We start from the raw sequence: 15065 nt of genomic DNA on the forward strand, positions 1-15065 counted from the left end.
GAGCGCTGGCCAGCGTAATCACCGTTAATAACATCCATTGACCGGAGCAACGATAACTATGAAATTCGCCTATCACGCAACCATGTGTCCACCCGATCAGTACCTGCCTCTGGCGCTAGCCGCCGAGGCCGCCGGTTTCGATACTTTCACCTTCCCCGATAGCATCTGTTACCCCAAAGAAGGTTCCGATGTCTATCCCTACAACGATGACGGCACGCGAGAATTTCTCGATGGCGTACCGTTTATTGAGCCTTTTATCGCGATACCCTATCTGGCCGCGAAAACGGAGAAGCTGCGTTTTACCACGTCGGTGGTGAAACTGGCGATTCGCCAACCCGTGATCGTCGCCAAACAGTTGTCCAGTCTCGGCGTGATGATTGGGGACAGATTTGGTTTCGGTGTGGGTATCAGTCCATGGCCGGAGGATTTTCTCGCCTCGCAGATTCCGTGGGAGAAGCGCGGTAAGCGCATGGACGAGATGATGGAAATCGTCAATGGATTAATGAGCGGAGAGTATTTCGGTTACGACGGTGAAATCTTTCAGCTCGATGAGATCAAGCTCTGTCCGGTGCCCGATCACCATATTCCCTTGCTGGTAGGGGGGCATGCCAAACCCGCATTGCGCCGCGCTGCGCAATTGGGCGATGGCTGGATTTCAGCCGGGTCCTCGATCGCGGATTTACAGCGTATGATTGGCCAGATTGAAACCCTGCGCAAGGAGTGCGGACGTGACAAGATCCCGTTCGAATACCATGCGATGACCGAGGCCGCCTATTCGGTAGACGGCCTGAAAAATCTCGTCGATGCGGGGGTGACCGAGGTGATTATCGCGTTCCGCAACCCCTACGATGCCGAGCCTGATACGCAGTCAGTGGAAGAGAAAATCGGCATGATCAACTGGTATGCGGAGAACGTGGTACAGCCTTATCGCGCAGCTGCAGGACGATAACCGTCAGCGCAGGTAACATGGTCAATGTCACCAGCGCGGCGCCGACGATGCCGAACATGACGATGGCGCCGACGCCGCGGTAGAGCTCGGTACCCGCGCCAGGTAGCAAAACCAGCGGTGCCAGGCCCACCAGAGTAGTGATGGTCGACATCGCAATGGGGCGCAGGCGTACCTCTACGGCTTCGGTGACAGCGGCGACGGCATCCATGCCGCCGTTATCTATGTTTTGCACCGCCCGGTGCACAACCAGGATGGGATTGTTCACCACCGTGCCCATCAGGATCAGGAAGCCCAACATCGAGATCATATCGAAGGGCTGTACGACGGCATTCAAGCCCACAACCGGTAGCAGGCCGCCAATGCCGTTGAGCAGTGACAGGCCCACGATGCCGCCTGCGATACCCAGCGGAATGGAGGTCATGATCAACAGCGGATAGCCCCAGTGACTGAAGATCGCAACCATCAACAGGTAAATCACCAGCAGTGCGACCATGTAGTTGCTGACCAGGGCTTCGCGGGTGGCATCCAGCTGGTCGGCGGCGCCAGAGATCACCACATCGACATTGGCGGGTATCTCGCCTTTTTCACGCAAGTGCTCCACCAGCTCCTGCCGTACCTTTTCGACCCCGGTCTCCAGTGCGATTTCACGCGGCGGAATAATATTCAGGGTGACCGTGCGGCGGCCGTTGACGCGCCGCAGCGAGTTGGTATCCACGCTTTCGACAATGTCGGTCAGCGCGCCCAGCGGGAGCACCTCGCCGCCGGGCGTGTACACCGGTAATTGCGACAGTTTGTCCAGCTCTACGTCGCGGCCCGATTCACTGTATAGGTAGATGTCGATCTTGTCGTCGGCCAGGAAGAACTCATCGACATAACTGCCGTCTGTCAGCGCCGATACGATGAAGCCGATATCGTCCCCCGACAGACCGAGTTCCGCGACGCGCTCCCAGCGCGGGTGAATTTCTATCATCGGCTGCGCCAGCGACAGTGAGGCTGGCTGGCTCTGTATGCGCGGTTTGTCGAAGATTTCACCGGCGCGCTGGTAGGCGGCCTGCGCGACCTCATAGAGAGTGGCGAGATCCGTGCCGGCAATATCGAGGTTGATGCTGCGCGTACCACCGTTGTTGCTGGTGATAATGGAACCGCGTGCCGCAAATGCGCGCATTCCCGGATATTCGTTATATTTCTCGGTCAGCGCGTCCATTAGCGCGTCGACATTTGCCGCCTCCAGTGGTTCGGAAATAATGCGCATAGAGTCGGCGCCGACACGCATATTGAAATAGGCGATCGGCGGTACATTGGTTTGCCCACTGCGAAACGCCTCGGGATCAGCCTGCACATGTGGCAACAGCCAGCTTTCTATCTCGACTGCAATCTCCGCCATGGCATCCAGACTGTAGCCAGGCGGCGCATTCATAGAGGCGAATACTTTGGGTTCCTCGCCCTCGGGGAGATACTCCGCTGCGGGTGTCAGCCACCACATCACCGCAGCACTGAGAAAGACCGTTACGCCGATGCACAGCAATCGGCTGCGCTGGCTGGACAGGACACCGGCTACCATCCGCAATGTGGCCTTATGGGCGCGCCTGCCCAGATGCATACCGGGTGCGCTATCCGCGCCCGGGATGTCGGCAGCGGCAAAACTGAGGCGCGCGGCGGCCGTCGGCAGCACGGTTACCGCCACCAGCATGGAAGCCAGAATGGCGGCGGAAATGGCGATGGCGATATCGGAGTAGAGCTGCCCGGCCTCCTGCTCGACGAAGGCCACCGGCACAAACACCAGCACCGTGGTCAGGGTCGAGGCAAACACAGCGGGCCATACCTGTGTCACGCCATCGACTGCTGCCCGGAACCGGTCGGCGCCCTTGCGCCGCTCCATTGCGATACTCTCCAGCACCACAATACTGTTATCCAATGTCATGCCAATGGCGAAGGCAATCCCCGCCAGTGAAATGACATTAATGGTGCGCCCGGCCAGTAGCAGGCCGAGAAAGGCTACGATCACACAGATCGGTATGCCGGCCACACCGGCTAGCGTCACCCGGAACGAGCGCAGGAAGAGGTACATCACGGCGGTGGCGAGCAGCGCGCCGAGGACAAGGTTTTGCCAGACATTGGCGATGGACTCCTCCACATACACCACGTCGTCCGCCATACGCTCGATCTGTAGGCCGGCCTGTTCCAGCACTTCGCGATTCAGCGCCGCGACCTCCAGCGTAATATCGCGCTTGGCATCGATAACATTCGCGCCGGGTTGCTTGCGCAGCATAATGAAAAGGTGTGGCTTGCCATTGAACGAGGTCACCACGCTCTCTTCGAAATGATCAAGATGAACCACTGCGACATCGGAGAGGCGGATGACGGTATCGCCGCGGCGCGCGAGGACCAGCGAGGAGAGTTCATCGAGTTCGTCAAATCGACCGACAGTGCGGAGCAGGTACTGCCGTTTACCCGCATCGATAGTGCCCCCGGAGCGGTCGCGGTTGCGGCTGCGCAGCGATTCGCGTACGTCGAGCAGGGTCAGTCCACGCTGCGCCAGACGCGCAGGGTCGACGAGTATTTGTATCTGGCGCTCGACACCGCCCCAGACACTGACTTCAGAGATGCCGGCAACACTGGCCAGCCGCGGTTTCACGGTATCCTCCACAAAGTCCAGCGTGAGCCCCATATCGAGGTGGCGCGGATTTCCAGGCAGCGGGGTGACGCTGAAAAACATGAACGCGTTGCTGGAAAACGAGTTGGAGAAGATGCGCGGTTCGTCGACAGCTTCGGGGTAGGAGGGCACCTGGCTGAGCGCGTTGTTCACCTGAATCAGCATTTGTGTGATGTCAGTGCCGAGCGGGAATTCCAATTCAATCTGCGCGCCGCCGCTGTTCGCGGTGCCGACGATACGCGATAGGTTGGGCAGGCTGCGCAGGTATTCCTCCTGCTCCACCAGGATTTCCTTCTCGACGTCTTGCGGTGTCGCACCGGGCCAGTTGGTGCGTATACTGATTACACGTACATCCAGATCGGGGATCATCTGCACCGGAATCCGCAGGGCTGCGACGATGCCCAGCACGCAGACGATCAATACCGTGACGGTCATCAATGTGCCGCGCTGTATAATTTTCCCGAACATGGCGTTAGCTCCGTCCCGGGAGGATGCTTACCTGCTGGTCATTCTGTAAGGCCTCATTGCCCTGCACAACGACTCGCGCATTGGCTGTGAGGCCCTCGATAATCTCGACCCTGCCATCGAACACAACGCCGGTTTTCACCAGTGTCTCAGTCACTCTGGCGCCGTCGGCATCCTCAGTTATCACCCATACGACCACGCGCCCATCCGGATAATTTAATATGGCGTCACGCGGCACCGTCAGGCCACGACGGCCGGTCGCCAGTGTCAACTGCGCGCGCGCGGACATCCCCGGAAACATACGTGGATCGGCAGCGCCAGGTTGCACACGCAGGAGAAAGGTGCGCGCGCCCGGATCAGTGACGGGAACAGTGGTCGTGATGACACCCGGTCTGGCATCGCGCGAGTTATCGCCGAGGTTATAGGTTACCGGCGTCTCCAGCGAGACATCCATCAGATAGTCTTCTGACACGGGGAAATCCATGTACAGACCCTGTGTGGCGACCAGCGTCAGCACAGGTTGCCCCGGCGTGACCCATTCGCCGAGCTCCGTTTCTTTCGCGCTGACCACGCCGCTGAAGGGCGCGCGCAGTTGATGCCTGTCAAGCACACCTTTGGCGTACGCCGTTTCGGCCCTTGCGCGTTGCAGGTCTGCGGCATCCTGCGCGACTTCAGCTTCCAGATCGCGCACCGCAGATTCAGCGATGCTCTTCTGCGGGATAAGCGCACGTGCTTCCTGCAGGCGACGTTCAGCGTCCTTCGCAGCGAGACGCGCAATGTCCGAGCCGGCTACTGCACTTTGCCACTGACTCTGTGCCAGCACCCGGTCGAGCTCCATCAGTAGATCGTCTTTTTTGACCTGGCTCCCAACGTCCACCTGTAGGTCTGTGACCAACCCGGCGGTTGCGGCGGAAAGACGCGCGAAACGCGGCGACATCACCGTTCCGGTCAGTTCTATAATCCGCTGAATGGGTTGTTCTGCGACGACATCGACGCGGACGGGGACGCCCTGGCCGGGCTGCGAAACTGCAAATGTTGAGACAAGAACGCCGGTCGCAGTCAGTAGCATTGCTACGACCCGGCGCGTTGAGAATGTAAATACGGTCACGCTTGGTACCTGATCTAACGGTGAACGCGGAGTATACAGATTACTCAGGGTTGTATGAAATCCGTTACCTCAAGATTGAACCCGGACAGCGCATTGAAATGCACTGGAGCAGACAGCAGGCGCATCTTGCCGACGCCCAGCCGTTTGAGAATTTGCGAGCCTGTGCCAATAACGCGGTAGTTCTGCACGCCGGCAGAGCTGCCTGTGTTGGTCACACCGGAGGGCTCCGGAAACTGCAGCACTTCCTCCAGTTGCTGTTGAGCCGAGAGGTGTTGTCCGATTAGCACCATCACACCGTTGTCTTTTTCCGCAATCAGTTGCATCGCCCGCCGGTAGGACCAACCCTGGTCGCCCTCGAGGCAGGTGCCAAGGACATCGCGCAGGGTGTTAATAGTCTGCACACGCACCAGTGTTTCAAGTTGATCGTCGATTGAGCCGCGTGTCAGTGCGTAGTGTACGGTGTCATCGATCAGATCGAGGAAGGTATGCAGCTCGAAATGGCCAAACTCTGTCTGCACCGGCTTACTGTCGCGCAGTTCGACAGATTGCTCGTGCAGTGCGCGGTATTGAATCAGGTCTGCGATGGTGCCCATGCGCAGATCGTGTTTCTCGGCAAACACTTCCAGCTCCGGACGCCGGGCCATGGTGCCGTCTTCATTCATAATCTCCACGATCAGTGCAGCCGGTTCGAAGCCTGCCATGCGCGCGAGATCAACGCCTGCTTCTGTATGGCCAGCGCGGCGCAGTACGCCACCGGGCTTGGCCACAAGCGGAAAGATGTGACCGGGCTGCACGATGTCGGCCGGTTGGGCATTCGCGGCGACGGCCTGCAGCACGGTGTGCGCACGCTGTACCGAACTGATGCCAGGCCCGTTGCGCTGCGCAGCATCGATCGAGACGGTGAAATTTGTTTCGTGCTGTGAGCGGTTATCGCGCACCATCAGGGGAAGTTGTAACTGCCTGGCGCGCTCCACTGTGATCGGCATACAGATCAGCCCGCAGGCTTCACTGGAGAAGAAGGTGATGATCTCGGGTGTAACGGCTTCGGCGGCGACAATGAGGTCGCCCTCATTCTCGCGATCCTCGTCATCCATCAGGATAACCATCTTGCCGGCACGGATATCATCGAGGATATCGGGAACACTACTCAAAGCCATGATGCTGCCTCCGGGTGGGGCGTTACTATAGCAGTTCTATGGCGACAGCGGTGGCTTCTCCGCCTCCGATACACAGTGCCGCGATACCGCGTTTGAGGCCGCGTTGCTGTAAGGCATGCATCAGTGTGACCACGATGCGTGAGCCGCTGGACCCAATGGGATGGCCCTGGGCACAGGCGCCGCCGTTGACGTTGACTTTGGCAGGATCGAGCTGCAGGTCCTCTATCGCCATCATCGTGACCATCGCGAAGGCCTCATTGATTTCGAACAGGTCTACATTGGCGGCAGTCCAGCCTGTCTTGTCGAGTACTTTTTTGACTGCACCGATGGGGGCCGTGGTGAATTCCCCCGGCTCCTGGCTGTGCCGGGCATGAGCGAGCATTCGCGCCATCGGTTTCAGGCCTTTGGCCTGAGCCTGTGAGGCGCTCATCAACAGCAGTGCGCTGGCGCCGTCTGAAATGGAGCTGGAATTGGCCGCAGTAATACTGCCATCGGCTGCGAAGGCCGGGCGCAGTTTGGGGATTTTGTCGATAACGGCTTTATGCGGCTGCTCGTCGTCGCTGACGACGGTTTCGCCCTTGCGTGTTTTGACTGTCACCGGGGCGATCTCCGCCTGCAGTGAACCATCGTCAATCGCACGTTTGGCGCGGGTCAGTGATTCAATCGCGAAAGCGTCCATCTGCTCCCGCGTGATGCCACGCTGATCCACCGTTTCCTGTGCAAAGCTGCCCATGGCGCGACCAGTATAGGCATCCTCAAGACCGTCGGTAAACATGTGATCAACCATACTCTTGTGGCCGGAACCAACACCACCGCGAGCGCCTGGCAGCATGTGTGGTGCGCGGCTCATACTTTCCATGCCACCGGCAATGACGGTGGTATTCGTACCAGCAACAATGCTGTCATAGGCAAATATTGCAGCTTGCATGCCGCTGCCGCAGGCCTTGTTGACGGTGACTGCGCCGGCCGATTTGGGAATGCCAGCGCCGATAGCCGCCTGGCGCGCCGGGCATTGTTTCAGTCCCGCCGGCAGTACACAGCCCATGAATACCTCGTCGACGTCGCTGGCATCCAGGCCACTGCGTTCCAGTGTTGCGGCAATCGCCGTGGACGCCAGCTCGGGTGCAGGTACTGTGGACAGGGCGCCGAGCAGGCCGCCCATAGGTGTGCGGGCACCGTTTACGATAACTACTGAATCATTGCTCATGTATGAACTCCATTGCGCGCTTATGCGTTAGTCCTGTGGCAGGCATCCCTGTGATAGGTAGACTAGCCTCAAACAAAACCGCATGTTGCTGTTGTCTGCAGGCGTTGCAAGCGCCTGGACGCGTTGCAATCGTCAGAAAAAGGGGCGCTAATTTAGCCACACACCACCCTTTTTCTCAAGGCTGAGGCGTCGTCTTGCTAGCGCTACACATCGGGCGCGAACAGTTTGCCGCGAACAGCGTTGCGATATTGCAGAGGGCTCATACCGCAGTGACGACGAAATAGTTGGGAAAAGTAGCTCACATCCGCAATACCGATTTGCCAGGCAATGTCGCCCACCGTCAGGTTGCTGTGGCGCAGTAAGTCTTTCGCGCTGGCGATACGCAAGCTCTGCAGGTAATTCAGCGGCGCCATTCCGGTGGCGCGCTTGAAGCGGCGACTCAATGTGCGCGCACTCAACCCTGATTGCTCAGCCAATTGGGCCACGGAGATGGGGGTGGACAGGTGCACCTGCAGCCACTGCTGGACCTGCGCGACGGCCTCGTCGTGGTGCGAACTGTCCGCTTCATTCTGATATGCGGCGGCGCGGAAGCTGCGCCGAATTTCTGGTGAAAACTGATTCTCGATCGCTTTGGCAATGGCGCTGCCGAACCACTCTTCCACTAGATGTACCATCAGGTCAGCGATGGAGTTCACGCTGCCGGCGCAGTAAATGTTGTCGCTCTGCGTAATCAGGTGACGGGTTTTCAGGTCGACCGCGGGATAGCGTTTGCTGAAGGCCTCAAAGTAGTTCCAGTGAGTCGTGGCGGCTTTGCCCTGTAACAGGCCTGCCTCTGCCAGCAGGTAGCTGCCAGTGCCGACGCTACAGATACGAGTACCCCGGTCGGCCTGCTCTCGCAGTAGGTCAGCCCAATCGCGCGAGGCCTTGACTGCGGGTAGCGGGTTGCGCCAGATGGCGGGCAGTAACAACATATCCAGCGGGGGCAGATCAGCGAGGGCGATATCGGGCTTTAGGACTATCCCGCTGCCGAGGGCCATATCCGTGCAGGTCGGCGCCGCCAGCAGGAAGCGCACTCTGGCCGAATTGCGCGCGTGCACCTGCGCCATTTGACTAGCAGCCTGCAGGATTTCCATCGGCAGCGTAATGCTGGTAGCCAGAGCTTGTGGGTAGAGCACAGCGGCGGCGATATGCATGGCGTTTTCTAACTGGCTGTCGTTGTGGCTAAAATACCATAAAAAGTGGCTTAAATGACATGCTCGAAGTAGGGTCGGCGTCATACACTGTTTTCAGGTTTGACTAACGGCAAGGCAGAGGATGTATGGGCGGACAGCGTTTACCGGTGATTGTGGGATTTGGAGGCGTGAATGCCGCCGGCAGGAGTTCGGGGCATCATGCCTATACCAGGATGACCTGGTCGGCTCAGTCCGACGCGCAGCGCAGTCGCACTTTGGCAGCACTGACTACGATGATGGGCCTTGAGACTGGGCAATCCCATGAGCAGTACATACTTGATCACACGCTGATCAGGCGGATCGAGGCCAGTCACTTTGATGTCGATGCCGTTGACTGGAATCAGCGGCTGCCCATGCAGAACGACGATCAGCCCGTGCATTTTGATCTGGAACGCAGGTATCTTCCGGATGTCATTCCGCCGCACTGGCAAGTGATAGATAATTCGGTAACACATGTCAGTGTGCAGATTACCGGCCAGCAGGCGTTTCTACTGCCGACCAAACGAGCATTCGAGGTGAAGTCGGCGGGCCAGTTGCCGACCGGTTTTGAGCCGGGCAAGTTGTACCCATCGCGCAATCACCCGCGCGGGCTGCAGATGACGATCTATGCGGCGTCCGATGCACTCGGTAGCCTCGGTCTGGATTGGGAGGATGTCACCCGTCGGGTGGCGGTGGACCAGATCAGTGTCTACGCTGGCAGTGCAATGGGACAGCTGGACGCCGCCGGCGCAGGCGGTATGCTCAAGTCACGCTATAACGGTCTGCGCGTGACATCCAAATATTGTCCTTTGAGCTTCGCTGAAATGCCGGCCGATTTTATCAACGCGTATGTGCTGGGCAGCCTTGGGTCAACGGGAGCCAGTCTCGGTGCCTGTGCCTCGTTTCTGTATAACCTGCGCAACGGCATCGACGATATCCGTAGTGGCCGTGCGCGCGTTGCTTTTATCGGTGCTGCGGAAGCACCCATCACTCCGGAAATCATGGAGGGTTACGCTGCCATGGGCGCACTGGCCACGGAAAAAGGCCTGCGCCAGCTCGACGGCCTCAGCAATGAAGAGGCGCCCGATTTTCGCCGCGCCTGTCGCCCGTTTGCGCAGAACTGCGGATTCACCATCGCCGAATCGTCACAGATGGTCGTGTTGTTCGATGACGAGCTCGCGATGGAGTTAGGCGCTACGATCTTTGGTGCGGCCGCCGATGTGTTTGTGAATGCCGATGGACACAAGAAGTCCATCTCCGGCCCCGGTGTCGGCAATTACATCACCATGGCCAAAGCGACTGCGGCCGTTCGCGCCATTGTGGGCGACAGGGCGCTGCGCAGTGGCGGACTGGTGCAGGCACATGGTACAGGCACGCCGCAGAACCGGGTCACGGAATCGGAGATACTCAGTCGTACTGCACAGGCTTTTGGCATTGAGGCCTGGCCTGTGGTGGCGGCGAAGTGTTATCTGGGCCACTCCATCGGCGCGGCGGCGGGTGATCAACTGATCACTACGCTGGGGCTGTGGCAGCACGGCATTCTGCCGGGCATCACCACTACCGATAACATTGCCGCCGATGTCCATCAGGACAATCTGGCATTCAGTCATCGTCACCGCGAGGTAGATCCGCAGCAGCAGTACTATGCGATCATCAATTCCAAGGGATTTGGCGGCAATAATGCGTCGGCGGCGCTGATGAGTCCGCAGGCTACAACGCGCATGTTGCAGGCGCGTTACTCGTCTGTGCAGTGGCAGCGGTGGGAGCGGGCAAATGAGACTGTGCGCGCACGACAACAGGCCTACGATGACGAGATGATTGAGGGTACTATTGCACCGGTCTACAGGTTTGATCACGGCGTGCTGCATGACAGCGATATTGCAATGGATACGCAATTGCTCAGTATCGGCGGCCAGGAAGTTCGCCTCGACCGCGAATCACCTTACGGCGATATGAAATTTGACTGAATCCATTTGTTAACAGGTCCCTGCATTGAACCAAAACACTATAGTCGCCCTGCAAATTCCCGACCTGTCACAGCCGCTGCATATGCATGTCCATGCGCGAGATCAGTTCGTTTCCAAGCGCATTCTCGAGGATGGGCTATGGGAACCGTATGAAACCTCGCTAGTGCTGGAATTCCTGCGCCCAGGTGATGTATTCGTCGATGTGGGGGCGAACATCGGTTATTTTTCTGTGCTTGCGGCGAGCGCAGTCGGTGACGCGGGTGCTGTTTTTGCATTCGAACCGGATGCGGATAACTTTCGACTGCTGCAGACCAATGCTGCGCTCAATCATCAGCAACACTGTATTCATGCGGTGCAGGGCGCACTCTCCGACACCGCGGGCGAGGGGCGACTTTTCCTGGCCGATGACAACCTCGGTGACCATCAGGTGTACGTGGGCGAGGACGACCGGCCCAGCGTACCGATCACCCTCTATCACGGTAGCGATTACCTACAGCACCGCCTGCGGCGGCTGGATTTACTGAAGGTTGATACCCAGGGGTCGGAATTTCACGTCATCACCGGTTTGATGCCGCTGCTAACGCGGTTGCAGCACCCCCCCAGAATCATTATCGAGCTGACGCCGCACTCGCTGCGCCAGGCCGGTGCCACTGGTCGGGCGCTGATAACACTGCTAGCGATGCTGCAGCAGCCGTTCTGGATTATCGATCATATTGAACACAATTTGTATGCCAGCACAGCGCAGGATCTGATGGCGTGGTGTGACAACTGGGATCAGGTGCCAGATTCCCGGGGGTTTATGAATATCCTGGTAGGGCCGGGTATCTGACCCGCTGCGCTCAGGGCGCTACACAGTTTGAAAATGCTGGTATGATTGTGGCACAAAATTTTTGACAGTACGTGTCTATGAATGAAATTCTGCAGTTTCTGCAGCAGCGTAATTCCTCGCCAAAGTTACAGGCCCCGGCACCGTCTCCTGCGGAGATGACGGAAATATTTCGAGCGGCGCTGCGCGTTCCCGATCACGCCTGGATGCGGCCCTGGCGATTCCTCACTATTGAGGGGGAGCGCCGTCATGCATTTGGCGAGCTGCTGGAATCCTCATTGCTGTTGCGCACGCCCGATGCCGATGAAGCAGCGCGCACCAAGGCAAGCAATGCCCCGCTGCGAGCGCCATTGCTCGTTGTCGTGATCGCCTCTGTTTCCCCACACCCGAAAGTGCCGGCGCAGGAGCAGCGCTTATCCGCGGCCTGTGCAGCTCACGCGATTGTGTTGGCGGTGGAAGCATCCGGTTATGCGGCTATCTGGCGCACGGGTGCTCCGGCGTTTGATCGCCATGTAATGAATGGGCTCGGCCTTGCAGAGAATGAAGAGGTCATCGGTTTTCTGTATATCGGTTCCCGGCTGGGGCCTGCCAAGACAATTCCTCAACTGGATACTGCCGACTTCGTAACAGCTTGGTAGTATTCGCCCACCGTCATTAATTATCGGAGAACACGCCATGCTCCCGAGTTTTGAGACTCTCGATCTGTCAATTGAACAACACGTTGCAACTGTATCGTTGAACCGGCCCGACAAGGCCAACTCCATGAACGACACGATGTGGGATGAACTGCAGCGCTGTTTTGAGTGGCTCGACCAGGAGCCCTCCGTACGCGCAGTAATACTGGCGGGAAATGGCAAGCATTTCTGCGCCGGGATGGATCTGGCCGTCTTCGCGAATGAAGCAGGTAACTCCAGCGATCCCGCTCGGCGCGCAGAACAGTTGCGACGCACTATCCTGCGCCTACAGGGGAATCTCACTGCGATCGAGAATTGTCGCGTACCGGTCCTGGCGGCCATCCATAAGACCTGTATCGGTGGCGGTGTCGATATGACCTGCTGTGCGGATATGCGCTATGCCACGGAGGATGCCTATTTCTCCATCCGCGAAATCGATATTGGGATGACTGCAGATGTGGGTACATTGCAGCGACTACCAAAGCTTATTCCCGATGGCATAGTGCGGGAACTGGCCTACACCGGGCGCGATATGGATGCTGAGGAAGCGCGCGAACTGGGCTTAGTGAACAAGGTCTTTGATACTCGCGAAACCATGATGCGTGAGGTAACCAAGATTGCCAGGGTTATTGCCGCAAAATCGCCGCTGGCAGTGCGTGGCAGCAAGGAAATGCTGCTCCATTCGCGTGATCACACTGTCGCACAGGGGCTAAATTACATTGCGACCTGGAACGCAGGCATGCTGAGCAAGGCGGATTTGCAAGCCGGAATCGAAGCGCAAATGAATAATACACGGGCGGTTTATGAAGATTAGCTGCACCAACGATCGACACGGCTGACAGCCACAAGGTGCTGCCAATAAGCGCCAGGGCAATCGCTTTCTGGAGAATACAGGATGAAGTTTCTTTCCCGGCTCAACCGGCCGTGGCTGCATTTTATTGTATTGGGTAGCCTGCTCTACTATTTGCAGGGAGAGTTTTTTCCTGCGCCGCGTCCGGTGCTGGGCCCGCTCAGTGAAGCGCGCGTCGAGTCGTTGCAACAGCAGTGGTTCGCCAGTGTCGGCAGAGCGCCGACGGCCGAACAACTGCAGCGAATGGTACAGGCCGAACTCGACCGCGATATGCTGTTCCAGCGCGCTGTTGAGATGGAGCTTTATCTCTACGATACCGTGGTCTACCAGCGTCTGTTGATGAACATGCGCTTCCTGCAGATGGGGGAGGGCAAGAGCGACGATGAGCTGTACCAAATGGCGCTCGATATGCGACTGCACCTCGGTGACGAGGTGATAAAACGCCGCATGATACAGGTCATGGAACAGCTGCTGTTGGCGAGTAATCCACCGCAGGCGCCCAGCGAAGAGGAGATCGTCGCTGAATTTGAAAAGCGCCGGGAGGAATTGCGGCGTCCTCCGCGTTATACACTTGAACACATCTATTTCAATAGAGAGCGGGAGCCTGAGGCAAAAGCCATTATTGAGAAAATCCAGCAGGAGAATCTCACACCCGAGCAGGCCCGACAGCTGAGCTCGCCATTTCTGCCGGGTTATCAGTTCACCTCACAGACACCCGATCAACTGGCGCGACATTTTGGCGCCTCATTTGTCGAGAATCTGCAACAGGAAAACCCCCGGGCGGGTCAATGGGTGGGACCGGTGCGCTCTACCTATGGCCTGCACTATGTGTGGGTCGAGGCACTCGAGCCCGCCAGGGATGCGACAGTGGAAGAAGTCCGCTTACAGTTGCAGCGCGATCTGGAGTTACTGGCGAAAGAGGCCGCCTTGCGCGAGAGCATGGATGCCATGCGTCAACACTACGAGATCAGACAATGAAGAGCACGCCGATATTGTTGGCCCTGATACTGGGTTTCTGTTTGGTACAGGGTGCTCAGGCGCACCGCTTTGCGCCCTCCCTGTTGAATGTGCAGGAAATTGCCCCGTTACAATACAACGTGGTGTGGAAGACGCCGGCACAGGGCGTGAGCAATGTGCCACTGCGCCCGGTGTGGCCCGAAACATGTGAGGTGACTAGCGCCAGTGAGCCCCAGCTCGAAGGTACCGGTGTTGTCACCAGTTGGCAGTTGCGATGCGAACAACTGGGTGAAGAAGGGTTGGTAGGGGAAACGCTTGGCGTATCGGGGCTGGGCGCGAACCAGGCCTCTGCGATGGTGATGGTGAGCCTGCTCGATGGTCGTGCCTACCAACAGGTACTGGATACGGAGCAGTCTGAGTTTATTGTGCCCGCTGAGTCCACCGCCGGGGATGTCGCGGGCAGTTACACCTGGCTGGGTATCGAACATATCTGGGGAGGTTTCGATCACCTGCTGTTTGTATTCGGCCTGTTGCTGTTGGTTGGGGGTGGCAGCCGCCTGCTGTGGACGATCACGGCGTTTACCCTCGGCCACAGTATTACCTTGTCGCTGGTGACCCTGGGTTTCTTCGACTATCCGGTCGAGCTGGTAGAGTTCGCTATTGCCCTGAGTATATTTATACTGGCGGTGGAGTTAACGCGGACAGCTAAACACGATGCACTGTGGCGCAATCCCTGGTGGCTGGCGGGCGGATTTGGCCTGTTGCACGGCATGGGCTTTGCAGGCGCCCTCGCCGAGACGGGCTTGCCCCAGGACAACGTGCCGATGGCGTTGCTGTTTTTCAATGTTGGCATTGAAGTCGGGCAGATAGCGTTTATTCTGGTGGTACTGGCGGTATGGTTCGTGATTCGCCGTCCACTGGCGCCGTGGCAGGATAGACTGCTGCCGGTGCCCATCTATATTTTAGGGGCTCTGTCGGCCATGTGGTGTATCGAGCGCGGGCTGGCGGCTCTGGCGGCCTGACCGGTTCCCGAAGGAGATT

The 15065-nt window shown here is 58.2% G+C and carries 12 protein-coding genes; 7 read left to right on the forward strand and 5 right to left on the reverse strand.

Annotated elements, in window-relative coordinates; translation table 11 throughout:
* The first annotated feature begins 58 nt into the window (after nt 1-58).
* Nucleotides 59-949: a TIGR03619 family F420-dependent LLM class oxidoreductase gene (locus AC0L6S_RS03200; protein WP_473426979.1), complete on the forward strand. Its 891-nt coding sequence runs from the start codon at nt 59-61 to the stop codon at nt 947-949.
* On the opposite strand, the gene AC0L6S_RS03205 is transcribed toward AC0L6S_RS03200, so the two are convergent.
* The 5 genes from AC0L6S_RS03205 to AC0L6S_RS03225 all read right to left on the reverse strand — a co-directional run bounded on the left by AC0L6S_RS03205 (nt 894) and on the right by AC0L6S_RS03225 (nt 8732).
* Complete coding sequence (locus tag AC0L6S_RS03205) at nt 894-4070, reverse strand: efflux RND transporter permease subunit (RefSeq protein ID WP_473426980.1); 3177 nt, start codon at nt 4068-4070, stop codon at nt 894-896. The two genes, AC0L6S_RS03200 and AC0L6S_RS03205, sit on opposite strands and share 56 nt — an antisense overlap.
* Nucleotides 4071-4074: 4 nt before the next feature.
* Nucleotides 4075-5175 (reverse strand): efflux RND transporter periplasmic adaptor subunit, encoded by a 1101-nt coding sequence (locus AC0L6S_RS03210; RefSeq protein ID WP_473426981.1) that lies wholly within the window; start codon nt 5173-5175, stop codon nt 4075-4077.
* A 44-nt stretch (nt 5176-5219) separates the two neighbouring features.
* A complete protein-coding gene (gene ribB / locus AC0L6S_RS03215; protein WP_473426982.1) occupies nt 5220-6332 on the reverse strand; it encodes a 3,4-dihydroxy-2-butanone-4-phosphate synthase in 1113 nt (370 codons plus the stop codon).
* 25 nt (nt 6333-6357) lie between these two features.
* Nucleotides 6358-7539 carry a thiolase family protein gene (locus AC0L6S_RS03220; protein ID WP_473426983.1) on the reverse strand — a complete coding sequence of 394 codons (1182 nt, stop codon included), beginning with the start codon at nt 7537-7539 and terminating at the stop codon, nt 6358-6360.
* Nucleotides 7540-7742: 203 nt separating this feature from the next.
* The gene (locus tag AC0L6S_RS03225) at nt 7743-8732 is read right to left on the reverse strand and encodes a GlxA family transcriptional regulator (RefSeq protein WP_473426984.1); all 990 of its coding nucleotides are present in this window, start codon (nt 8730-8732) and stop codon (nt 7743-7745) included.
* Between the two features lie 125 nt (nt 8733-8857).
* Here AC0L6S_RS03225 and AC0L6S_RS03230 point away from each other — a divergent pair, with 125 nt between their 5' ends.
* The 6 genes from AC0L6S_RS03230 to AC0L6S_RS03255 all read left to right on the forward strand — a co-directional run bounded on the left by AC0L6S_RS03230 (nt 8858) and on the right by AC0L6S_RS03255 (nt 15046).
* A complete protein-coding gene (locus AC0L6S_RS03230; protein ID WP_473426985.1) occupies nt 8858-10717 on the forward strand; it encodes a beta-ketoacyl synthase in 1860 nt (619 codons plus the stop codon).
* Nucleotides 10718-10742: 25 nt separating this feature from the next.
* Nucleotides 10743-11546, forward strand: coding sequence for an FkbM family methyltransferase (locus AC0L6S_RS03235; RefSeq protein WP_473426986.1), 804 nt, complete (start codon nt 10743-10745; stop codon nt 11544-11546).
* A gap of 77 nt (nt 11547-11623) precedes the next feature.
* Entirely contained in the window at nt 11624-12181 is a 558-nt protein-coding gene (locus AC0L6S_RS03240; RefSeq protein WP_473426987.1) for a nitroreductase family protein, read from the forward strand.
* A 37-nt stretch (nt 12182-12218) separates the two neighbouring features.
* Nucleotides 12219-13031 carry a crotonase/enoyl-CoA hydratase family protein gene (locus AC0L6S_RS03245; protein WP_473426988.1) on the forward strand — a complete coding sequence of 271 codons (813 nt, stop codon included), beginning with the start codon at nt 12219-12221 and terminating at the stop codon, nt 13029-13031.
* A gap of 81 nt (nt 13032-13112) precedes the next feature.
* Nucleotides 13113-14045 carry a peptidyl-prolyl cis-trans isomerase gene (locus AC0L6S_RS03250; protein ID WP_473426989.1) on the forward strand — a complete coding sequence of 311 codons (933 nt, stop codon included), beginning with the start codon at nt 13113-13115 and terminating at the stop codon, nt 14043-14045.
* Entirely contained in the window at nt 14042-15046 is a 1005-nt protein-coding gene (locus AC0L6S_RS03255; protein WP_473426990.1) for a HupE/UreJ family protein, read from the forward strand. Before AC0L6S_RS03250 ends, AC0L6S_RS03255 begins: the two co-directional genes overlap by 4 nt.
* The last annotated feature ends 19 nt before the right edge of the window (nt 15047-15065 follow it).

The organism is Halioglobus sp. D3-4 (assembly GCF_055809315.1).

Coding starts and splice junctions, on each gene's coding strand:
- AC0L6S_RS03225 (WP_473426984.1), bottom strand. CDS start 8,732: ATGCATATCGCCGCCGCTGTGCTCTACCCACAAGCTCTGGCTACCAGC.
- AC0L6S_RS03240 (WP_473426987.1), top strand. CDS start 11,624: ATGAATGAAATTCTGCAGTTTCTGCAGCAGCGTAATTCCTCGCCAAAG.
- AC0L6S_RS03230 (WP_473426985.1), top strand. CDS start 8,858: ATGGGCGGACAGCGTTTACCGGTGATTGTGGGATTTGGAGGCGTGAAT.
- AC0L6S_RS03250 (WP_473426989.1), top strand. CDS start 13,113: ATGAAGTTTCTTTCCCGGCTCAACCGGCCGTGGCTGCATTTTATTGTA.
- AC0L6S_RS03205 (WP_473426980.1), bottom strand. CDS start 4,070: ATGTTCGGGAAAATTATACAGCGCGGCACATTGATGACCGTCACGGTA.
- AC0L6S_RS03245 (WP_473426988.1), top strand. CDS start 12,219: ATGCTCCCGAGTTTTGAGACTCTCGATCTGTCAATTGAACAACACGTT.
- AC0L6S_RS03220 (WP_473426983.1), bottom strand. CDS start 7,539: ATGAGCAATGATTCAGTAGTTATCGTAAACGGTGCCCGCACACCTATG.
- AC0L6S_RS03255 (WP_473426990.1), top strand. CDS start 14,042: ATGAAGAGCACGCCGATATTGTTGGCCCTGATACTGGGTTTCTGTTTG.
- AC0L6S_RS03200 (WP_473426979.1), top strand. CDS start 59: ATGAAATTCGCCTATCACGCAACCATGTGTCCACCCGATCAGTACCTG.
- ribB (WP_473426982.1), bottom strand. CDS start 6,332: ATGGCTTTGAGTAGTGTTCCCGATATCCTCGATGATATCCGTGCCGGC.